The sequence below is a fragment of the Serratia sp. 1D1416 genome (genome assembly GCF_003641105.1).
Lineage (GTDB): Bacteria > Pseudomonadota > Gammaproteobacteria > Enterobacterales > Enterobacteriaceae > Serratia > Serratia ficaria.
In genome coordinates, this window is the sequence record NZ_CP032738.1 from 2,843,974 (window position 1) to 2,864,364 (window position 20,391).

A 20,391-nucleotide genomic window follows, 5' to 3' on the forward strand; every position below is an offset into this window, starting at 1 on the left:
CCGCTTCATTCCCCTCGTCATTTTAATCATCAATTGCTTGATACATGGCGTGATTTGCATAATCCTTTTTTATATATTCGCGATGCGAATTAATGTCATTTGGAGAGCGCTCTCATATTTTTTCTTCTGGCTGACAATATTTAACGGGCTGAAACCATTAATCGTCTTTGGTTGACCTGATATTGATTTTTATTCTGATTTTATTGAATTTTTTATTCAGCACTCTGTTTGCACAATGTCGTAACAAAATCTCATCGATATGTGCTCCTTGTCATAGTTTGACAAATCTCTGTCATTTTTCATTTGATAATTCGCGACGCGAAAAATAGTCTGTCTGTAGCAATAAGTGCTGTGGGGATTCAACCCTGCGGCGATATTTTTTACCCGGTTGGGTTTTTTATTAGCGGTCGCGCAGGGCAGTGGTAAACACAGGCGGCTGCAACTTTTAAAGTTAAGTCAAAGAGGAATTTCATATGGGTACGCACGGTGCTCAGCGTAAAACGCTGGCGCTCGCTGTCGCGGGCGCGCTGTTGGGAACAGGGTTTGCCATGGCCCCTGAGGCGAAAGCCGCAGGGTTTATCGATGATTCCACGCTGACCGGCGGCATTTATTACTGGCAACGTGAGCGTGACCGCAAAGATCTCGACCCGACCAGCGACGATTACAATAAATACACCACCAACCTGTCGCACTCCACCGCCAACCTGAGCCTGGACTTCGCCTCGGGCTACGCCTGGGACATGTTCGGTCTGGACGTCGGGGCCTTTACCGCTATCGAGCTGGCCGAGTCCAGCGCCAGCGGCCACCCGAATGAAATCGCCTTTTCCTCGAAAAACCGGACCTACGACGAAGACTATTCCGGCGATAAAGGCGGCATCAGCCTGTATAAAGCCGCCGGTAAATTCAAATACGGCCCGATCTGGGCGCGCGCCGGTTACATCCAACCCAGCGGCCAGACGCTGATCGCCCCGCACTGGAGCTTTATGCCGGGCACCTATCGCGGCGCGGAGGCGGGCGCCAACTTTGACTACGGCGACGCCGGCGCTCTGAGCTTCTCCTACATGTGGGCGGACAAATACAAGGCGCCGTGGCATATCGAGATGGATGACTTCCGCCAAAACGATAAAACAACCGGCGTCTCCTATCTGCACTCTTTGGGCGCCAAGTACGACTTCAAAAACGATCTGGTGTTGGAAGCCGCCTTTGGTCAGGCGGAAGGCTATGTGAATCAGTATTTCACCAAGGCATCCTACAAATTCGACCTGCTGGGCAATCCGCTGACCACCAGCTACCAGTTCTACGGTGCGGAAGACCGCATCGGCGACAAGAACGATCCGAACAGCATCTACGACGGCCTGGCCTGGCTGCAGGCACTGACCTTCGGCTATACCACCGGTCAGTTCAACTGGCGTCTGGAAGGCACCATGGTCAAGGCGGAAGGCAATCAGGGCTTCTTCCTGCAGCGCATGACGCCGACCTACGCCTCTTCCAACGGCCGCCTCGACGTGTGGTGGGATAACCGCTCCGACTTCAACGCCAACGGCGAGAAGGCGGTCTACGCCGGCGTGATGTACGACCTGAGCAACTGGAACCTGCCGGGCATGGCGGTCGGCGGCTCCTACGTCTACGCCTGGGACGCCAAGCCGAGCACCAACCCGATTTACGATCAGAGCCAGCGCCTGAAAGAGAGCGCCTGGAGCCTGGACGCGCTGTACACCATCCAGGAAGGGCGCGCCAAAGGCACGCTGCTCAAGCTGCACTACACCCAATACGATAACCACACCAATATCCCGAGCTGGGGCGGCGGTTACGGCAACATCTTCCAGGACGAGAAAGACGTCAAATTTATGGTCATCGCGCCATTCACCATTTTCTGATGCGTTCCCCGGCGATTGCGCCGGGGCAACTGAACGGGAATATAACGATGAAAAAAATCATGCTGATATTGGCCGCCGCCGCTGCGCTGAGCGCCTGCGCGCAACCGGCCGCGCCGCCGGAAGACGCCAAACTGAAACAGGCCTACAGCGCCTGCATCAATACCGCAGAGGGATCGCCGGAAAAACTGCAGTCGTGCCGGGCGGTGCTGAACGTGCTGAAGCAAGAGAAACGGCACCGGCAGTTCGCCGAGAAAGAAACGGTGCGGGTGATGGATTATCAGAACTGCCTTCAGGCGGTGCACAGCGGCAACGGTCAGGCGTATGACGCCAGGTGCGGCAAGATTTGGCAAGAGATCCGCGACAACAACAATTAAGGATGAAGCAGATGAACCGATTCAAACTGAGTGCGCTTGCCGCGCTGACGGCAACCCTTGGGCTGTTTGGCGGCGCGGGGAATGCGCTGGCCAATCAGCAGCTGGTGGATCAACTGAGCCAGCTGAAGCTGAATGTGAAAATGGTCGACAACCGCGCCGCCGACGGCGGCCTGGACTGCGCCGCGTTGGGCGCCGACTGGGCGGCGTGCAATCGGGTATTGATCACCCTGAGCAACGACGGCCAGGCGATCACCGGCGGCGACTGGGCGATTTATTTCCACAGCGCGCGCCAAACCCTGCAGGTGGATAACGAACAATTCAGGATAACGCACCTGACCGGCGATCTGTACAAACTGGAGCCGACCGCGACGTTCAGCGGTTTCCCGGCAGGGCAGGCGGTGACCATCCCGATCGTCGCCGAATACTGGCAACTGTTTAAAACCGATTTCGTACCGCGCTGGTACGCCGCGTCCGGCGACGCCAAACCGAAAATTCTGCGCAATACCGATACCGAAGATCTGAGCCGCTTCGTGGCGCCCTTTACCGGCGACCAGTGGAAGCGCACCAAGGACGACAACAACGTTCTGATGACGCCGGCTTCGCGCTTTATCAACAACGCCGCGCTGAAAACCCTGCCGGCCGCCGCGCTGCGCGGCCAGATTGTGCCGACGCCGCGGGAGGTGAAGGTGCATCCGCAGGATGTCGACCTGAGCAAGGGCGTGGCGCTGGATTTGAGCGCGCTGGCCAAACCGGCGGCCGAGGCCGTAGGCCAGCGCTTCGCGCTGCTGGGCGTGGCCGCTAACGCGCAGGGCTATCCGATCAACACCGCGATCCAACCGGGCAGGTTCAAAGGCCCGCTGGCGGTGTCGGGCGCCTATGAGCTGAAAATCGGCATGCAGGAAGCGCGCGTGATCGGCTTCGATCAGGCGGGGGTATTCAACGGGCTGCAGTCGATCCTGTCGCTGGTGCCGAGCGATGGCGGCAGCGACATCGCCACGTTGGACGCCAAAGACGCGCCGCGTTTCCCGTATCGCGGCATCTTTCTCGACGTGGCGCGCAACTTCCATCATAAAGACGCGGTGCTGCGCCTGCTGGATCAGATGGCGGCCTACAAGCTGAATAAATTCCACTTCCACCTGAGCGACGACGAAGGCTGGCGCATCGAAATCCCGGGCCTGCCTGAACTGACCGACGTCGGGGGCCGGCGCTGCCACGACCTGAGCGAAACCGCCTGCCTGCTGCCGCAGTATGGCCAGGGGCCGGAGGCATACGGCGGCTTCTTCTCCCGGCAGGACTATATCGACATCGTCAAATACGCGCAGGCGCGCCAGATTGAGGTGATCCCGGAAATCGACATGCCGGCGCACGCGCGCGCGGCGGTGGTTTCCATGGAGGCGCGTTACAAAAAACTGCATGCGGCGGGCAAAGAGCGCGAGGCCAACGAGTTCCGCCTGGTCGATCCGACCGATACTTCCAACACGACTTCGGTGCAGTACTTCAACCGCCAGAGCTATCTGAACCCGTGCCTGGACTCCTCCAAACGCTTTGTCGACAAGGTGATCGGCGAGATTGCCCAAATGCATCGAGAGGCCGGCCAGCCGTTGAACACCTGGCATTTCGGCGGTGACGAAGCGAAAAATATTCGCCTGGGGGCGGGGTATACCGATCGCCTGAAACCTGAAGCGGGCAAGGGCATAATCGACCAGAGCAAGGAAGACAAGCCCTGGGCGAAATCCCGGGTGTGCCAGGCGATGATCGAAGACGGCAAGGTGGCCGATATGGCGCATCTGCCGAGCTACTTCGGGCTGGAGGTCAGCCAACTGGTGAAGGCGCACGGCATCGGCAGAATGCAGGCCTGGCAGGATGGCCTGAAAGATGCGCAGGACGCCGGCGCGTTCGCCACGCCGCGCGTGGGCGTGAACTTCTGGGACACCCTGTACTGGGGCGGTTTCGACAGCGCCAATGACTGGGCGAACAAGGGCTACGAGGTGATCATCTCCAACCCGGATTACGTTTATATGGACTTCCCTTACGAGGTGAATCCGGACGAGCGCGGTTATTACTGGGGCACCCGCTTCAGCGACGAACGGAAGATGTTCAGCTTCGCGCCGGACAACCTGCCGCAGAACGCCGAAACCTCGGTGGACCGCGACGGCAATCGCTTCACCGCCAGAAGCGACAAACCCTGGCCGGGCGCCTACGGCATCTCCGCCCAGCTGTGGAGCGAAACCCAGCGCACCGACCCGCAAATGGAATACATGATCTTCCCGCGTTCGCTGTCGGTAGCCGAACGCGCCTGGCATCGCGCCTCCTGGGAGCAGGATTACCGGGCCGGCCGCGAGTACCGGGGCGGGAAAACGCACTTTGTCGACGGCAAGGCTCTGGATCAGGACTGGCTGCGCTTCGCCAACCTGCTCGGCCAGCGCGAGCTGGCCAAGCTGGACAAGGGCGGCGTCAGCTATCGCCTGCCGGTGCCGGGCGCGCGCGTCACCGGCGGCAAGCTGGAGGCGAATATCTCTCTGCCGGGGCTGGGCATCGAGTACTCCACCGACGGCGGTAAGCAATGGCAGCGCTATGACGCCAACGCCGGGCCGGCGGTCTCCGGCGAGGTGCTGGTGCGTGCGGTCAGCCCGGACGGCAAGCGTTACAGCCGCGCCGAGAAGGTTTAAGCCGGCTGATGCGGCCCGCTGCGTGTCGGCGGCGGGCCGAGGGTGAAGTGAGAGAAGTCGGTGGAGTTACGCCGCTGCAATTGTGGTATTTCGTCAAGTGAACCTTCCCCGGCGCTGCCGGGGCTTTTTTTCCCGCCGGCGACGGGCACAAAAAAACCGCCCTGAGGCGGTTGTTCAATCCCGGAGGATTACTTGGCGTCGTGCAGCGTATCGTCTTCGCGGCAGTCACCGGTTTCACAGTGGCCGTACAGGTACAGGCTGTGGTTGGTGAGTTTGATGCCGTGTTGCTTGGCGATGTCGCGCTGACGCGCTTCGATCGATTCATCTCTGAATTCGATCACTTTGCCGCAGTCCAGGCAGATCAGGTGATCGTGGTGGTGCTGCTGGGTCAGTTCGAATACGGACTTGCCGCCTTCGAAATTGTGACGAGTCACAATGCCCGCATCATCAAACTGGTTCAGCACGCGGTAAACCGTCGCCAGTCCGATTTCTTCGCCCATATCTATCAGTTTTTTATACAAATCTTCCGCACTGACGTGATGGCATTCCGGATTTTGCAGTACTTCCAGGATTTTGAGTCGCGGAAGCGTGACTTTTAAGCCGGCCTTCTTCAATGCGGTGTTGTTGTCAGTCATGCGGATTCAGTCCTGTTACTATGCTAATCAAGTTGAGGCGTTCTCGCCTGTGGCATCGGTCGGCACAAAGAGTTAATTGCGTCTCATTATAGAACCGGTTGCCCTAAATGGAAACCGCCGGTTGTTAACAAAGATATAATTGCACTATTGCATGGTACACATGCAACGCCTTGATGGATGGGATAAACCGATATCTCAGTCTACCGTGACGATGTGGGAAGTTACCAATATGTAGCTTCTATTGCAGCAATCCATGCTGCCGATGACGGCCCTGCTGGCCACACTATGCACTTTGCAGGGCCTTTGTTCAACCTTTAGGCAACAATGGCCTCAGCCGACGATGTCGGCCAGGCTCAGTTCTTCGACGATCTGTTTGACCCAGGCTTCGACACGTTCGTTGGTCAGCTCCGGTTGGCGATCTTCGTCGATAGCCAGGCCGATGAAGTGGTCGTCGTCCGCCAGGCCCTTGGACGCTTCGAAATGGTAGCCCTTGGTTGGCCAGTGGCCGACGATGGCGGCGCCGTGGGGTTCGATGATGTCGCGGATGGTGCCCATCGCATCACAGAAGTATTCCGCGTAGTCTTCCTGGTCGCCGCAGCCGAACAGCGCAACCAGCTTGCCGTTGAAGTCGACTTCTTCCAGCGTCGGGAAAAAGTCATCCCAGTCGCACTGCGCTTCACCGTAGTACCAGGTTGGGATACCCAGCAGCAGGATATCGAAACCTTCCAGATCCTCTTTGCTGCTTTTGGCGATGTCGTGCACTTCAGACACCTCGTCGCCAAACTGTTTCTGGAGAATTTTCTGGATCATTTTGGCAATGTTTTCGGTATTGCCAGTGTCGCTGCCAAAGAAAATGCCTACAGTAGCCATATCGCGTATAACCTTTAAATTCAATTAATTGCATTACACGATGTTAGTGCTGACCCCGCTAACACCGATTAAAATGATGCCATGGCAAAAGCCGGCCGCCGCAGTGGCGGGCGCCGTGTGGGCGCGGTCTCTTGCCGGTAAACGCCTATCATGCCAGAAATTTACCCCGGGGTTTTATCGCATTTATGCGATGCCGGAGGAGAGTAAAACGGTGTTGATCCGGCGTCATCCTTAACGCCGCGCCGCATGTGCGGCCGAAGAGATCAATGTTCTGGCTGTTCTTCCGCCAGCTGCGCCAGCAGCATTTGCTCAATGAGCTCGCTGCGGCTGATATTGCGCTGTTCCGCCAGTTTGTTCAGGGCGTCCACCGCATCCGCGTTGATTTTCAACTCCACGCGCCGCAATCCACGTACTTTATCGCGCCGCAGCTGATTGCGCTTATTGATTCTAAGCTGTTCATCGCGGGATAGCGGGTTGGTTTTCGGGCGCCCCGGACGGCGTTCATCTGCGAACAGATCCAGCGTCGTGCGATCCGTTTGTTCTTTTGCCATAGGTAGCGGTACTGCAAGGAAGTTTGCATCAAAAAGCGTTTTACACGCTTCCGGACGATTCGGTTAACACACTTCGGGCCAATAAACCCTAACCCAAATTCACCCCCGGACTGGCGTTAGCGAACACGCTGGGCAGGGCGGCAAAATTATAGCGCGCCATATTACCCCAGCAGATAGAGCAACGACAATGCTTAACTGAGCCGAAAGCGCGCTAAGCCGTTATCTTTAGCGCGTTTTTTCGCCAGCGACGGGCGTTTGTCAGGCTTCGCCGAGAAAACGGTGGATGGCGCGCAGCACCGCTTCCGGTTTTTCGGCGTGCACCCAGTGCCCGGTTCCCGCCACCACGTGCGCGCGGGCCAGCGGGAACTGGCGCGCGATGTCGGCGCGGTAACCGTCCTGCACGTAGGGCGACAGCCCGCCGCGGATGAACAGCGTCGGGTGCGGCCAGGCGGGCACCTCCTGCCAGCCGGTGACGTTTTCGTACTGCGCGATCAACACCGGCAGGTTGAAACGCCATTCGCCGTTGTGGAAGGATTTCAGCAGAAACTGGATCACCCCTTCTTCCTGCAGATAATCGCGCATCAGCTGGGCGGCCTGTTGGCGCTGGGTAATGCCGGCGGCGCTCACGGCCTTCAGCGCGGCGAAAATCTCATCGTGGCGGCGGGTGCGGTAATCCACCGGCGCCACGTCGATGACGATCAGCTTGTCGATGCGCTCCGGCGCAATGGCGGTCAGCGCCATCGCCGCTTTGCCGCCCATCGAATGGCCGATGACGATGACTTTCTCCAGTTGCAGGTCGTCGAGCAGCGTCAGCAGATCCTGCGCCATGGCCGGGTAGGTCATCTCTGCGGAACGCGGCGACAGGCCATGGTTGCGCAGATCGACCTTGATGACGCTGTGGCGCCGGTTCAGGTCGCGCGCCAGCACGCCCAGGTTGTCCAGATTGCCGAACAGGCCGTGGATCAGCAGCACCGGCAGGGCGTCCGACTCGGCGGCCAGCAGTTGATAATGTAATTTCATGGCGAAGTTCATGCTGAGAGAGATTCAGATTAGGGTATCATGATTGAATCGCACGATGAATAACGCGGAGTTGAGCGATGCAGCTTGAAGTACGACGGGAATAGGTATTAGTCTGCATTTTCCGTTTGGCGACACTTAGTGGTGTTCGCCCCCGCGCTTTTAACCTTATAATCCCATGGCTTGAATGCAGAATCTGGCTTCAGGTTCTAAGTAGAAAAAACAGTACTGGATAAAGATGAAAACTATTGAAGTCGACGAAGAGCTTTACCGTTATATTGCCAGCCACACGCAACACATCGGTGAGAGCGCGTCCGATATTTTACGCCGCATGTTGAAATTTACCGCAGGCCAACCGGTACGCTCCGTACCCGCCGCCGGCGCTCAGTCCGCCGAGTTGGAAAAGGCTGCGCCCGCGCAGCGCCCGCGCGATCGCGTGCGCGCCGTGCGTGAGCTGCTGCTGTCGGATGAGTACGCCGAGCAGAATAAGGCCGTTAACCGTTTTATGCTGGTGCTGTCCACGCTCTATACCCTCGATGCCGCCGGCTTTGCCGCCGCCACCGATGCGTTGCACGGCCGTACCCGCACCTACTTTGCCGGCGATCAGCAAACCCTGCTGGCCAACGGTACGCATACCAAGCCGAAACACGTTCCGGGCACCCCTTATTGGGTGATTACCAATACCAATACCGGCCGCAAACGCAGCATGATTGAACACATCATGCAGGCCATGCAGTTCCCGGCGGAACTGATAGAGAAAGTTTGCGGCACCGTCTAATTTAGCGAACAGCCCGTCATGCTGGCCGTGCGACATATTGCCCGGCCACTGACAGGGATGAGGGAGATAGGTCGATGGCGAATAGTCCACGTGCCGGGCAGCCCGCCCGGCAAAGCGATTTGATCAACGTAGCCCAGCTTACGTCGCAGTACTATGTGCTGCAGCCGGAAGCGGGCAACGCCGCCCACGCGGTGAAATTCGGGACATCCGGTCACCGCGGCAGCGCGCTGCGCCACAGTTTTAATGAAGCGCACATTCTCGCCATCGCGCAGGCGATCGCCGAAGTTCGCCGTCAGCAGGGCACTACCGGTCCGTGCTACGTCGGCAAGGATACCCATGCGCTGTCGGAGCCGGCCTTCATTTCGGTGCTGGAAGTGCTGACCGCCAACGGCGTCGACGTGGTCGTGCAGGAAAACAACGGCTTCACGCCAACGCCGGCGGTATCGCACGCCATCCTGTGCCACAACCGCCAGGGCGGGGCGCAGGCCGACGGCATCGTCATTACCCCTTCCCATAACCCACCGGAAGACGGCGGCATCAAGTACAACCCGCCGAACGGCGGCCCGGCCGACACCAACCTGACCTCGGTGATTGAAAAGCGCGCCAACGAACTGCTGGCGCAGCAGTTGAAGGGCGTTCAGCGTCAGTCGCTGGACAAGGCCTGGAACAGCGGCCATCTGCACGCCAAAGATCTGGTGCAGCCGTACGTTGAAGGGCTGGTCGACGTCGTCGACATGCCCGCCATCCAGCGCGCCGGCCTGAAGCTGGGCGTGGATCCGCTCGGCGGCTCCGGCATCGCTTACTGGCAGCGCGTGGCCGAGCATTACCAGCTGGACCTGACGCTGGTGAACGATTCCATCGATCAGACCTTCCGCTTTATGCATCTGGATCACGACGGCATCATTCGCATGGATTGCTCTTCCGAGTCGGCGATGGCCGGGCTACTGGCGCTGCGCGACAAGTTCGATTTGGCGTTCGCCAACGATCCGGATTACGACCGCCACGGCATCGTGACGCCGAAGGGCCTGATGAACCCGAACCATTATCTGGCGGTGGCCATCAACTACCTGTTCCAGCATCGCCCGCAGTGGGGCGCCGACGTGGCGGTAGGCAAAACGCTGGTGTCCAGCGCGATGATCGACCGCGTGGTGGCCGACCTCGGCCGCAAGCTGGTGGAAGTGCCGGTCGGTTTCAAGTGGTTCGTTGACGGCCTGTTCGACGGCAGCTTCGGCTTCGGCGGCGAAGAGAGCGCCGGGGCATCGTTCCTGCGCTTCAACGGCACGCCGTGGTCGACCGACAAGGACGGCATCATCATGTGCCTGCTGGCGGCGGAAATCACCGCGGTTACCGGCGAGAACCCGCAGCATCATTACGACGATCTGGCCAAGCGCTTTGGCGCGCCAAGCTATAATCGCATCCAAGCGCCGGCCAGCCACGCGCAAAAAGCCGCGTTGTCCAAGCTGTCGCCGGAGATGGTCAAGGCCAGCACGCTGGGCGGTGATCCTATCACCGCGCGTCTGACCAGCGCGCCGGGCAACGGCGCGTCGATTGGCGGCCTGAAAGTGATGACCGACAACGGCTGGTTCGCCGCCCGTCCTTCAGGCACCGAAGAGGCCTACAAGATTTACTGCGAGAGCTTCCTGGGTGCCGAGCACCGCGAGAAGATCGAACATGAGGCGGTAGAGATCGTCAGCGAAGTCCTGGCTTCCGCGAAATAATCTTTCCCTTCGTACGACAAAAAGCGCTGTTTTTACAGCGCTTTTTTTATGCTTGTAATTTAGATATATCTATTTTGCCTTCAGCGCTTGCGCATTTAGATATATCGATCTAGATTAGCTATATCGAAGCCATTTAGATATATCTAAACGACCTCGTGGTTAACATCGTCAAATCATTCATTGCGAGGTATCACCCTATGTTTCATCGATTAGGTTTACACCGTCATCGGCACCCTGAGTGCGAACAGGGCCACGGCCGTCATCGCGGCGGGCGCCATCGTTTTGGCGGCGAAGGGGAAACGCGCGGTCGCGGCGGGCGTCACCGCATGTTCGAGCACGGCGATCTGCGCCTGGTGTTGCTGGCGTTGGTGGCGCGCAAGCCCAGCCACGGCTACGAGCTGATCAAGGCGATCGACGAGGCGTCTTCCGGGCTGTACGTGCCGAGCCCGGGGGTGATTTATCCCACCCTGACGCTGCTGGAAGAGCAGGATTTCCTCGCGCCGATCACCACCGGCAACGGCCGCAAAAGCTATCAGATCACCGCGGCGGGCCAGAGCGAGCTGCAAAAGCATCAGCAGGTGGTCGACGTGATCCTGGCCCGCTTGGCCGGCGCCGGGCGCGAGCGGCACCCGCAGGGCAATCTGGCGGAAGGGATCTTCGACGCGATGCATCGCCTGCGCAGCCTGCTGCGCGGCAACGTGATGCGCGCCGACCTTACGCCGCAGCAGGTGGAACGCATCAATGCGGCCTTGCTGACCGCCGTCGCGGCGATTGAGCGCGAAATGAACATCAAACCCGCAGAACAGGAGAACGACTGATGCCCGGCCACCGTTTTAAAATCACCGTAGAAGCCCTGAGCGATCGCCAGGGCAACCCGGTAGAGAAAGCGCCGTTGAGTTTTGAAGTGGAGAATCACGACGATATTCTCGGCATCGTCGAACGCATCCAGGCGCGAGAGGACCTGAACTTCGGCCCCCGGCAAAGCGCGGCCTTCGCCGTTGGGCTGAAGCTGTTCTCCGAAGTGATGATCGAAAACCGCAAGCACCCGGTGTTCGCCCCGCTGCGCGAGGCGTTCAAGGCGTTTATGATCGGCTTGAAAAAGGGGCCTTAAGGCATAAAGCGGTAACCGACGCCGGTCTCGGTCAGCAGATGCCGGGGGCGCGCCGGATCGACCTCCAGCTTTTGCCGCAGATGGCCCATATAGATGCGCAGGTAATGGCTGTGTTCCACGTAGTTGGGGCCCCAGACGTGGCTCAGCAGCTGGCGCTGGGTGATCACCTTGCCTGAATTGGCCAGCAGTTCGGCCAGCAGCCGGAACTCAATCGGCGTCAGGTGCAGATCTTCATCGTTGCGCAGCACCCGGCGGTTGATCAGATCGACGGTGATGGCCGAAAAGCTGACCAACGGGCTTTCCTGCAGGCTGGCAGAATGGCGGCGCAGCGCCACCCGCACCCGCGCCAGCAGTTCGCCGATGCCGAACGGTTTGCTGAGGTAATCATCCGCTCCGGCGTCCAGCGCGGCGATCTTGTCTTCTTCCGCGTTGCGCGCCGACAGCACGATCACCGGAATGGCGCTCCATTGCCGCAGATCGCGGATATAGTTCAACCCGTCGCCGTCCGGCAACCCCAAATCCAGAATGATCAGGTCCGGCTTGCGCGTACCGGCTTCAATCAGCCCGCGCTGCAGCGTTTCGCTCTCAAATACCCGCAGGCCCTCGCTTTCCAGCGCGGTGCGCACGAAGCGGCGGATCTCTTTTTCATCCTCGACAATCAGAATGTTGGTTGGCGTTGTGCTCACGGTTCTCCAGGATATCGATTACAGATCGAAGGCTTCGCCCTCGATCTCGGGCGGTGTTTCCAGCGGCAGCATGAAGCGGAAGCTGGCGCCGCCGTTGGCGCCGTTTTCCGCCCAGATGCGGCCGTCATGCACTTCAATAATGGCACGGCAAATGGCTAACCCCAAACCGACGCCGGGGATCGCCGACTCTTTATTGCCGCGGGAGAACTTATCGAAAATCAGCTGTTGCTGATCGGCGGGAATGCCGGGGCCGTTATCCCAGATCTCCACCTCCAGCCACTCCGGCAGCGTGCGGGCGCGGATACCGATAATAGCATCCGCGCCGGCATATTTATTGGCGTTTTCCAACAGGTTAGTGAAAACCCGCTCCAGCAGGCTGCCGTCGCAGTTGACCAATATCTGCGCCGGGGGCAGCTCGACCACGATCCGATGCTGGCTGAGAATAGGCTCCAGCATGTGCAGCGAGGCGCCGACGATCTCCTCCAGCGATTGCCACTCCTTGCGCAGGTTGAAGCCGCCGGACTGGATGCGCGCCATATCCAGCAGGTTGTTCACCAGGCGGGTGGTGCTCAGCACCTGCTGGCGGATTTGGCTGGCCTGGGTGGCATGGTTGGAGCCTTCGGCCGCCAGATCCAGGGTGAGAATTTCCGCCTGGCCGAACAGCACCGTCAGCGGCGTGCGCAGGTCGTGCGACAGCGCGGCCAGCAGCGAGTTGCGCAGCTGTTCGCGCTCGGCATCCAGCTTGGCCTCCACCGCGCTGCGCGCCAGATGCAGCCGCTCCAGCGCGCTGGCGATCAGCACGGTGAAGGTTTGCAGCAGCCGCTGCTGCTCCGGCACCATCAGCTGGCGCAGGTTGCTGGGTTCGATCGCCAGCAGGCCGAAGGTCTGCGTGGGGGTGTTGAGCGGCAGCAGCTGGTAGGGGACGCCGGGCAGGGTATCGGTGCCGGCGCCCGCCGGCAGGCCCTTGTCGAAGCTCCAGCGCGCGATGGCTTCATCCACCGTCAGCAGTCCGCCTTCTTCGCCCACCATCTGCTGCAGCTTGCCGTCTTCCTGCGGCAGCAGCAGCACGGTTTTGGCCTGGAAGCTGCTGGAGAGGAAGTGGCGGCTGGTTTTGGCGATGTCGGCGAGGGTCAGCGCCTGGCTCAGCCCGCGCGACATCTCGTACAGGTGGCGGGCGCGCTGTTCGCGGTAGCGCGCCACCCGGGCCTGATAACGCACCCCGGCGGTGAGGTTGCCTATGGTGATGCCGACGATCAGCATCACGCCGAAAGTGAGCAGATACTGCATATCGCTGACGGCGAACGACCAGTGGGGCTGTACGAAGAACAGGTCGAAACTGGCGACGTTGATCACCGCCGCCAGCACCGAAGGCCAGCGGCCGAAGAACAGGGCGACGATCACCACCCCCAGCAGGTAGACCATGACCAGGTTGGCCTGATCGAAGCCCGGCAGCAGCCACTGCGACAGCAGGGTGATCAGGGCGCACAGCGCCACGGCGACCGCGCAGCCGCGCAGCTGCATGCGCCATTTCTCGTTGAAGCCGCGGCCGTCGTGCTCCTTGCCCGGCGGCGGGACGGCGTCATTTTCCAGCGCCACAATCACCAGATCGAGATCCGGCCCCAGCCGGCCGAGGCGATCGGCAAAGCTGCCGCGCAGCCTCCAGCGCTGCTCGCCGCGCCGGCCGATGATGATTTTCCCCAGGTTATGTTCACGGGCGTAGCGCAGCACCGCGCGCTCTTCCGACGGGTCGGACAGGGTGGCGGTTTCTGCGCCCAGCTCCTGCGCCAGCCGCAGCGCGCGCAAAATGGCGCGGCGCTGGTTTTCCGGCAGCCGGTGCAGCCTGGGGGTTTCCACATAAACCGCATGCCAATGGCAGCCCAGCCGCGCCGCCAGCCGCGCGGCGATGCGCACCAGCTTTTCGTTGCCGCTATTGTGGCCGACGCACAGCAGAATGCTGTCGCGGGTGTGCCAGACTTTCTCGCGCCCCTGGGTATCGCGGAAGGCGCGCATCTGGTCATCGACCCGATCGGCGGTGCGGCGCAGCGCCAGCTCGCGCAGGGCGATCAGGTTGCCTTTGCGGAAAAAGTGCTCGATGGCGCGCTCGGCCTGGCCAGGCAGGTATACCTTGCCCTCGTTCAGCCGCTGGCGCAGATCGTCCGGCGGCAGGTCGACCAGCACCACCTCGGTGGCTTCGTCGAACACGTGATCGGGCACCGTTTCGCGCACCCGCACCCCGGTCACGCCGCCGACCACGTCGTTCAGGCTTTCCAGGTGCTGCACGTTGACGGTAGTCAGCACGTCGATGCCGGCGTCCAGCAGCTCCTCCACGTCCTGCCAGCGTTTGGGATGGCGTGACCCCTGCGCGTTGCTGTGCGCCAGCTCGTCCATCAGGATCAGCGCCGGGTGGCGCGCCAGCGCGGCGTCGAGGTCGAATTCGCGCACCAGCCGGCCGCGGTATTGAATGCGTTTTTGCGCCAGCACGTCGAGTCCGTCGAGCAGCGCGGCGGTTTCGCTGCGGCCATGGGTTTCCACCACGCCGATCAGCACGTCCAGCCCCTGGCCGCGCAGCCGCTGCGCTTCCTGCAGCATGGCGTAGGTTTTCCCCACCCCGGCGCAGGCGCCGAAGAACACCTTCAGCCGGCCGCGCGGTTTTTCATTGGCCACCGCCAGCAGGCTGTCGGGATTGGGGCGCTGTTGCTCTTCTTCGACCATCACAATTCCTTGGGTAACAAAGCAAAAAGGGGTTCGGCACGCCGAACCCTAGTATAACCCTTGTAAGCGCGGCGTATTACTGCAACGCGTCCAGCGCCAGGTTCAGCTTCAGCACGTTGACCACCGATTGCCCCATAAAGTTGGGCGTGGCCCTGTCGGTGTTTTCATCGATCAGCGTGGCCACCTGCGCCTGCGGCAGATGGCGCGCCGCCGCCACTCGCGCCAGCTGATAATGGGCGGCGGCGATCGAAATGTGCGGATCCAGCCCGCTGCCGGAGGCGGTCAGCAGATCGACCGGGATCGGGCCGCTCATCGCCGGGTTGGCCTGGCGCAGCTGCGCCGCGCGCTCGGCGATGGCCTTGTCCAGCGCCGGGTTGGTGGCGGCCAGGTTGCTGCCGGCCGAGGCCAGGGCATTATAGGCGGAATCGCCGGTGGCGGACGGGCGGCCCCAGAAATACTGCGGCTTGCTGAAGTTCTGGCCGATCAGCGCCGAACCGACCGCTTTGTCGCCCCGGTACAGCAACGAGCCGTTGGCCGCGCCGGAGAACAGCAGCTGCGACAGGCCGGTGGTCAACAGCGGATAGGCGATGCCGGTGAGCAGCGTCAGCAGGATCAGCAGCACCAGCGAAGGACGTAAATATGACATGTTCATTTCCTTTCAATGATTAACCGGCGATATGCAGCGCGACCAGGATCAGGTCGATCAGCTTGATGCCGACGAAGGGCACCAGCAGGCCGCCGACGCCATACATCCACAGGTTGCGGCGCAGCAATGCCGCGGCGCTCATCGGCTTATAGCTCACCCCTTTCAGCGCCAGCGGGATCAGGAACACGATCACCAGGGCGTTGAAGATCACCGCCGACATGATGGCGGAGGCGGGGGAGTGCAGATGCATCACGTTCAGCGCGTTCAACTGCGGGTAGGTCGCCGCGAACGCCGCCGGAATGATGGCGAAGTATTTGGCCACGTCGTTGGCGATGCTGAAGGTGGTCAGCGAACCGCGGGTCATCAGCATCTGTTTGCCGATGTGCACCACTTCGATCAGCTTGGTCGGGTTGGAATCCAGATCGACCATGTTGCCCGCCTCTTTGGCGGCCTGGGTGCCCGAGTTCATCGCTACCGCCACGTCGGCCTGCGCCAGCGCCGGGGCGTCGTTGGTGCCGTCGCCGGTCATCGCCACCAGCCGGCCTTCGGCCTGATACTGGCGGATCAGCGCCAGCTTGGCTTCCGGCGTGGCTTCCGACAGGAAGTCGTCCACCCCGGCCTCGGCGGCGATCGCCGCGGCGGTCAACGGGTTGTCGCCGGTGATCATCACCGTCTTGATGCCCATTTTGCGCAGCTCGGCAAAGCGTTCCTTGATGCCGCCCTTGACGATATCCTTCAGCGCCACCACGCCCAACACCCGCGGCCCCTCGGCCACCACCAGCGGCGTGCCGCCGGTGCGCGCCACGCTTTCCACCAACTCGTCCACCGCCCGCGGGAAGTGGCCCTGATTGGATTCAACATGGCGGCGAATGGCGTCCACCGCCCCTTTGCGGATCATGCGCTCCTGCACGTTGACGCCGCTCATGCGGGTCTGGGCGGAGAAGGGCACGAAGGTGGCGTTCAGCGCCTGCAGATCGCGTTCGCGCAGGTTGAAGCGCTGCTTGGCCAGCACCACGATGCTGCGGCCTTCCGGCGTTTCGTCCGCCAGCGAGGCCAGCTGCGCGGCGTCCGCCAGCTCTTGCTCCTTCACCCCCGGCGCCGGCAGAAACTCCGACGCCTGGCGGTTGCCCAGCGTGATGGTGCCGGTCTTGTCCAGCAGCAGCACGTCGACGTCGCCGGCGGCCTCCACCGCGCGGCCGCTGGTGGCGATGACGTTGGCGCCGAGCATCCGGCTCATCCCGGCGACGCCGATGGCCGACAGCAGGCCGCCGATGGTGGTGGGGATCAGGCACACCAGCAGCGCCACCAGCACGGTGATGGTGACCACCGAGCCGCCGTTGGCCGCGTCGACGCTGTATTGCGAGAACGGCAGCAGCGTGGCGGTGGCCAGCACGAACACGATGGTCAGCGCCACCAGCAGAATGGTCAGCGCCACTTCGTTCGGGGTTTTGCGGCGCTTGGCGCCTTCCACCATGGCGATCATCCGGTCGAGGAAGGTTTCGCCCGGGTTGACGCTGCATTGCACCACCAGCCAGTCGGACAGCACGCGGGTGCCGCCGGTCACCGAGGAAAAGTCGCCGCCGGATTCGCGGATCACCGGCGCGGATTCACCGGTGATGGCGCTTTCGTCCACCGAGGCGCCGCCTTCCAGCACTTCACCGTCGCAGGGAACGGTATCGCCGGCTTCCACCAGCACGATATCTCCCTTGCGCAGGCTTTCGGCGGACACTTTTTCGGTGGCGCCGTCGCGGCGCGGGCCGGCCAGCTTTTTCGCCCAGCTGGTTTTCTTGGTGCCCCTCAGGCTCTCCGCCTGGGCCTTGCTGCGGCCTTCGGCCAGCGCTTCGGCGAAATTGGCGAACAGCACGGTGAACCACAGCCACAGGGCGACGCTGCCGGTAAACGCGGCGTTGCCGTCGGTCTTGCCGGCCAAAATCGCCAGCCAGATGGCGGTGGTCAGGATGCTGCCGATATACACCACGAACATCACCGGATTGCGCCACTGAACGCGAGGATCCAGCTTTTTCACCGCATCGATCAGCGCGGTGCGCACCAGTGCCGGTTCAAACAGCGCGCGTTGTTTGCGAGTCATCTCTTTATTCTCTCTCTATGACGTCGGTTAGTTGGCCAGCCAAAGCTGCAGGTGCTCGGCCACCGGTCCCAGCGCCAGCGCCGGTACGAAGGTTAATGCGCCCACCAGCAGCACGGTGCCGATCAGCAGGCCGATAAACAGCGGTCCGTAGGTCGGCAGGGTGCCGTTGCCGGCCGGCTGGCGTTTCTTGGCGCTCAGCGAACCGGCGATCGCCAGCACCGGCAGGATCACGCCGAAGCGGCCGAAGAACATGGCGCAGGCCAGCAGCAGGTTGTAGAACGGCGTATTGACGCTCAAACCGGCGAAGGCGCTGCCGTTGTTGTTGGCGGCGGAGGAGAGGGCATACAGCACTTCGCTGAAGCCGTGGGCGCCGGGGTTGAGGATGCCGGCCCGGCCCGCGTCGGTGGCGATGGCCAGCGCGCTGCCCAACAGCACCAGCGTCGGCGTGACCAGGATCGCCAGCGCGGTCATCTTCATGTCGTAGACGTCGATTTTCTTGCCCAGGTATTCCGGGGTGCGGCCGATCATCAGGCCGGCGATAAACACCGTCAGCAGCACGAACAGCAGCATGCCGTACAGGCCGGAGCCGACGCCGCCGAACACCACTTCGCCGATCTGCATCAACCACATCGGCACCATGCCGCCCAGCGCGGTGAAGGAATCGTGCATGGCGTTGACCGCGCCGCAGGAAGCGGCGGTGGTGACCACCGAGAACAGGCCGGTGGCGAGAATGCCGAAGCGCGATTCCTTGCCTTCCATATTGATGTTGCCGGCGCCGCCCAGCGCGCTAAGGTGCGGGTTGCCCGCCAGCTCGGCGTACATTACCACCACCACCGCCACCACGAAGATCAGCGCCATCGCCCAGATCAGCGCATGGCCCTGGCGGTTTTCGCCGGCGACCTGACCGAAGGAAAAGCACAGCGCGCAGGGGATCAGGAAGATTGCCAGCATCTGCACGAAGTTGGTCAGCACGGTCGGGTTTTCGAAGGGATGCGCCGAGTTGGCGCCGAAGAAGCCGCCGCCGTTGGTGCCGAGCATCTTGATCGCTTCCTGCGAAGCCACCGGCCCCATCGGCAGCGTCTGTTGCGCGCCTTCCAGCGTGCTGACATGCAGATAGGGCAGGAAGTTTTGCAGCGTGCCCTGGCTGACGAAGAACAGCGCGATCGGCAAGGAGATCGGCAGCAGCACGTACAGCGTCACGCGGAAGATGTCGACCCAGGCGTTGCCGATGGTGGCGCTGGAGCGGCGGATAAAGGCGCGGATCAGCGCAAAGGCCACGGCGATGCCGGTGGCGGCGGACAGGAAGTTCTGCACCGCCAGCCCGGCCATTTGGCTGAGGTAGCTGAGGGCGCTTTCACCGCTGTAGGCCTGCCAGTTGGTGTTGGTGACGAAGCTGACCGCGGTATTGAACGCCAGATCCCAGGACAGCCCCGGGAAGCCTTGCGGGTTGAGCGGCAGCGAACCCTGCGCCATCAACAGCGCAAACAACAACGCCAGGCCGAGCAGGTTGAAGCACAGGATCGCCAGCGCGTATTGCCGCCAGTTCATTTCGGCGGCGTCATTGCCGCAGCAACGCCATACGCCGGCCTCCAGGCGCCGCAGCGCCGGCAGCGGTTCGCCTTCGATCAGGCGCGCCAGAAAACCGCCCAGCGGCCGGGCCAGCAGCAGAAGCACCAGCAGGAAGCTGGCGATCAGTAAAAAGGCTGAAGCCGCCATCAGAAGTCCTCCGCATTGAACAGGGCGTAAACCAGATAGCCCAACAGCAGCAGAACCAACAGCGCACCACCAATAACGCTGAAACTCACGGGACACCTCCAGAGGTGTTGTTTTTGATAGGGGCAGTGTAGGGAGGGCGGTAGAAAGAAGATGAAAAAATAGCGCGGGCGGGTGTAAAAAAAGTATAAAAATGGCTGAAATCACTGCAAAAAATGGCGTTTTTACCCGCCATGATGGCCCCGTTGGCGCGTTTCAGCCCGGGGGAAAACGCGCGGTGGGCAGCCGCAACGGCCGCCGGGGGTAAAAAGCGCGTAAATAGCCACAATGTAACCAATGTTTAGTTAATAATTAACCTTGGTGTAACAAAATTACGGATTGGCGAAAATATTTGCGCTTTTTTGCGCCTTTTAGTGGTCGGATGAGTAGTAAACTTTCAGCAAGTGCGCTAAAATTTTGTCCAGTTACCAAATCATCGATTGTTCGTTTATGCGCCAGCGCCGTTTCCCCTGACAAATCAACGGCCGGGCGTTTTTAAGGAGGTTCGCATGTCTACATACCACGCTTATTCATTGCATCGGATTCTCCTGCGCCGCAGCGCAGTGATCCTGGCAGGCATTCTGGCGTTACCGGTGATGCTGTTCCGCAGCGACCGGGCGCGTTTCTACAGCTATTTGCACCGCGTCTGGTCAAAAACCAGCGATAAGCCGGTCTGGCTGCAGCAGGCGGAACTGGCGGCCTGCGATTTCTATTGATCGCCAACGCCGGCCCCTGAAAACCCTCGCTTCGGCGGGGGTTTTTTTATGCCTGTGCGCCGCGCGTAGCCGGTGTTAAGGTCGTATTCACTCAGCCTTTCTTCTACACTTTTATCCTCTTTCACTACAGCGGGAGAACGGCATGCACAAACTACCCGGACCGCTATCTGGCCGAACAGCGCTACTTCGA

Annotated in this window: 18 protein-coding genes; 8 read left to right on the plus strand and 10 right to left on the minus strand. The window is 61.1% G+C overall.

The features are described 5' to 3' along the window. Positions 1 to 473: 473 nt before the first annotated feature. The 3 genes from D7I37_RS13745 to D7I37_RS13755 are packed head-to-tail and all read left to right on the plus strand — an operon-like array spanning position 474 to position 4,920. On the plus strand, positions 474 to 1,877 hold the full coding sequence (locus tag D7I37_RS13745) for an OprD family outer membrane porin (RefSeq protein ID WP_129543882.1): 1,404 nt from the start codon (positions 474 to 476) through the stop codon (positions 1,875 to 1,877). A gap of 47 nt (positions 1,878 to 1,924) precedes the next feature. Next, a complete protein-coding gene (gene chiQ / locus D7I37_RS13750) occupies positions 1,925 to 2,251 on the plus strand; it encodes a ChiQ/YbfN family lipoprotein (RefSeq protein ID WP_061799955.1) in 327 nt (108 codons plus the stop codon). A gap of 11 nt (positions 2,252 to 2,262) precedes the next feature. Next, the gene (locus tag D7I37_RS13755; RefSeq protein ID WP_129543883.1) at positions 2,263 to 4,920 is read left to right on the plus strand and encodes a beta-N-acetylhexosaminidase; all 2,658 of its coding nucleotides are present in this window, start codon (positions 2,263 to 2,265) and stop codon (positions 4,918 to 4,920) included. Between the two features lie 188 nt (positions 4,921 to 5,108). Here D7I37_RS13755 and fur read toward each other — a convergent pair whose 3' ends face one another. The 4 genes from fur to ybfF all read right to left on the minus strand — a co-directional run bounded on the left by fur (position 5,109) and on the right by ybfF (position 8,008). After that, on the minus strand, positions 5,109 to 5,555 hold the full coding sequence (gene fur / locus D7I37_RS13760) for a ferric iron uptake transcriptional regulator (protein WP_061799956.1): 447 nt from the start codon (positions 5,553 to 5,555) through the stop codon (positions 5,109 to 5,111). 330 nt (positions 5,556 to 5,885) lie between these two features. Then, positions 5,886 to 6,425, minus strand: a complete 540-nt coding sequence (fldA, locus tag D7I37_RS13765; protein ID WP_061799957.1) for a flavodoxin FldA — start codon at positions 6,423 to 6,425, stop codon at positions 5,886 to 5,888. A 263-nt stretch (positions 6,426 to 6,688) separates the two neighbouring features. Beyond that, the gene (gene ybfE / locus D7I37_RS13770; RefSeq protein ID WP_004939936.1) at positions 6,689 to 6,976 is read right to left on the minus strand and encodes a LexA regulated protein; all 288 of its coding nucleotides are present in this window, start codon (positions 6,974 to 6,976) and stop codon (positions 6,689 to 6,691) included. A 258-nt stretch (positions 6,977 to 7,234) separates the two neighbouring features. Beyond that, complete coding sequence (ybfF, locus tag D7I37_RS13775) at positions 7,235 to 8,008, minus strand: esterase (RefSeq protein WP_174524377.1); 774 nt, start codon at positions 8,006 to 8,008, stop codon at positions 7,235 to 7,237. 223 nt (positions 8,009 to 8,231) lie between these two features. Here ybfF and seqA point away from each other — a divergent pair, with 223 nt between their 5' ends. The 4 genes from seqA to D7I37_RS13795 all read left to right on the plus strand — a co-directional run bounded on the left by seqA (position 8,232) and on the right by D7I37_RS13795 (position 11,600). Further along, positions 8,232 to 8,771, plus strand: coding sequence for a replication initiation negative regulator SeqA (gene seqA, locus D7I37_RS13780; RefSeq protein ID WP_061799958.1), 540 nt, complete (start codon positions 8,232 to 8,234; stop codon positions 8,769 to 8,771). A 74-nt stretch (positions 8,772 to 8,845) separates the two neighbouring features. Next, positions 8,846 to 10,489 carry a phosphoglucomutase (alpha-D-glucose-1,6-bisphosphate-dependent) gene (gene pgm / locus D7I37_RS13785; protein ID WP_061799960.1) on the plus strand — a complete coding sequence of 548 codons (1,644 nt, stop codon included), beginning with the start codon at positions 8,846 to 8,848 and terminating at the stop codon, positions 10,487 to 10,489. A 197-nt stretch (positions 10,490 to 10,686) separates the two neighbouring features. Then, positions 10,687 to 11,307, plus strand: coding sequence for a PadR family transcriptional regulator (locus tag D7I37_RS13790; RefSeq protein WP_061799962.1), 621 nt, complete (start codon positions 10,687 to 10,689; stop codon positions 11,305 to 11,307). Then, complete coding sequence (locus D7I37_RS13795) at positions 11,307 to 11,600, plus strand: DUF3861 domain-containing protein (RefSeq protein ID WP_061799965.1); 294 nt, start codon at positions 11,307 to 11,309, stop codon at positions 11,598 to 11,600. Before D7I37_RS13790 ends, D7I37_RS13795 begins: the two co-directional genes overlap by 1 nt. Here D7I37_RS13795 and kdpE read toward each other — a convergent pair. The 6 genes from kdpE to D7I37_RS13825 form a co-directional block, all read right to left on the minus strand. Further along, positions 11,597 to 12,286: a two-component system response regulator KdpE gene (kdpE, locus tag D7I37_RS13800; protein WP_095096251.1), complete on the minus strand. Its 690-nt coding sequence runs from the start codon at positions 12,284 to 12,286 to the stop codon at positions 11,597 to 11,599. The two genes, D7I37_RS13795 and kdpE, sit on opposite strands and share 4 nt — an antisense overlap. An 18-nt stretch (positions 12,287 to 12,304) precedes the next feature. Then, positions 12,305 to 14,998, minus strand: coding sequence for a two-component system sensor histidine kinase KdpD (kdpD, locus tag D7I37_RS13805; RefSeq protein WP_129543884.1), 2,694 nt, complete (start codon positions 14,996 to 14,998; stop codon positions 12,305 to 12,307). A 76-nt stretch (positions 14,999 to 15,074) separates the two neighbouring features. Beyond that, positions 15,075 to 15,644, minus strand: coding sequence for a potassium-transporting ATPase subunit KdpC (gene kdpC / locus D7I37_RS13810; protein WP_061800024.1), 570 nt, complete (start codon positions 15,642 to 15,644; stop codon positions 15,075 to 15,077). 19 nt (positions 15,645 to 15,663) lie between these two features. Then, positions 15,664 to 17,733: a potassium-transporting ATPase subunit KdpB gene (gene kdpB / locus D7I37_RS13815; protein WP_061799972.1), complete on the minus strand. Its 2,070-nt coding sequence runs from the start codon at positions 17,731 to 17,733 to the stop codon at positions 15,664 to 15,666. Positions 17,734 to 17,760: 27 nt separating this feature from the next. Continuing rightward, the gene (gene kdpA / locus D7I37_RS13820; protein ID WP_129543885.1) at positions 17,761 to 19,449 is read right to left on the minus strand and encodes a potassium-transporting ATPase subunit KdpA; all 1,689 of its coding nucleotides are present in this window, start codon (positions 19,447 to 19,449) and stop codon (positions 17,761 to 17,763) included. Continuing rightward, positions 19,449 to 19,538, minus strand: a complete 90-nt coding sequence (locus D7I37_RS13825; RefSeq protein ID WP_037375124.1) for a K(+)-transporting ATPase subunit F — start codon at positions 19,536 to 19,538, stop codon at positions 19,449 to 19,451. Before D7I37_RS13825 ends, kdpA begins: the two co-directional genes overlap by 1 nt. Before the next feature lie 456 nt (positions 19,539 to 19,994). Between D7I37_RS13825 and D7I37_RS13830 the strand changes: the two genes are divergently transcribed. Next, positions 19,995 to 20,201, plus strand: a complete 207-nt coding sequence (locus D7I37_RS13830; protein ID WP_061799976.1) for a YbfA family protein — start codon at positions 19,995 to 19,997, stop codon at positions 20,199 to 20,201. The last annotated feature ends 190 nt before the right edge of the window (positions 20,202 to 20,391 follow it).

What these genes read in the sequence shown, in the direction of transcription:
- seqA (WP_061799958.1), top strand. Translation starts at nt 8,232, where the DNA reads ATGAAAACTATTGAAGTCGACGAAGAGCTTTACCGTTATATTGCCAGC.
- D7I37_RS13745 (WP_129543882.1), top strand. Translation starts at nt 474, where the DNA reads ATGGGTACGCACGGTGCTCAGCGTAAAACGCTGGCGCTCGCTGTCGCG.
- D7I37_RS13755 (WP_129543883.1), top strand. Translation starts at nt 2,263, where the DNA reads ATGAACCGATTCAAACTGAGTGCGCTTGCCGCGCTGACGGCAACCCTT.
- kdpB (WP_061799972.1), bottom strand. Translation starts at nt 17,733, where the DNA reads ATGACTCGCAAACAACGCGCGCTGTTTGAACCGGCACTGGTGCGCACC.
- pgm (WP_061799960.1), top strand. Translation starts at nt 8,846, where the DNA reads ATGGCGAATAGTCCACGTGCCGGGCAGCCCGCCCGGCAAAGCGATTTG.
- ybfE (WP_004939936.1), bottom strand. Translation starts at nt 6,976, where the DNA reads ATGGCAAAAGAACAAACGGATCGCACGACGCTGGATCTGTTCGCAGAT.
- D7I37_RS13795 (WP_061799965.1), top strand. Translation starts at nt 11,307, where the DNA reads ATGCCCGGCCACCGTTTTAAAATCACCGTAGAAGCCCTGAGCGATCGC.
- D7I37_RS13790 (WP_061799962.1), top strand. Translation starts at nt 10,687, where the DNA reads ATGTTTCATCGATTAGGTTTACACCGTCATCGGCACCCTGAGTGCGAA.
- chiQ (WP_061799955.1), top strand. Translation starts at nt 1,925, where the DNA reads ATGAAAAAAATCATGCTGATATTGGCCGCCGCCGCTGCGCTGAGCGCC.
- kdpA (WP_129543885.1), bottom strand. Translation starts at nt 19,449, where the DNA reads ATGGCGGCTTCAGCCTTTTTACTGATCGCCAGCTTCCTGCTGGTGCTT.
- fur (WP_061799956.1), bottom strand. Translation starts at nt 5,555, where the DNA reads ATGACTGACAACAACACCGCATTGAAGAAGGCCGGCTTAAAAGTCACG.
- ybfF (WP_174524377.1), bottom strand. Translation starts at nt 8,008, where the DNA reads ATGAACTTCGCCATGAAATTACATTATCAACTGCTGGCCGCCGAGTCG.
- D7I37_RS13830 (WP_061799976.1), top strand. Translation starts at nt 19,995, where the DNA reads ATGTCTACATACCACGCTTATTCATTGCATCGGATTCTCCTGCGCCGC.
- kdpC (WP_061800024.1), bottom strand. Translation starts at nt 15,644, where the DNA reads ATGTCATATTTACGTCCTTCGCTGGTGCTGCTGATCCTGCTGACGCTG.
- fldA (WP_061799957.1), bottom strand. Translation starts at nt 6,425, where the DNA reads ATGGCTACTGTAGGCATTTTCTTTGGCAGCGACACTGGCAATACCGAA.
- kdpD (WP_129543884.1), bottom strand. Translation starts at nt 14,998, where the DNA reads ATGGTCGAAGAAGAGCAACAGCGCCCCAATCCCGACAGCCTGCTGGCG.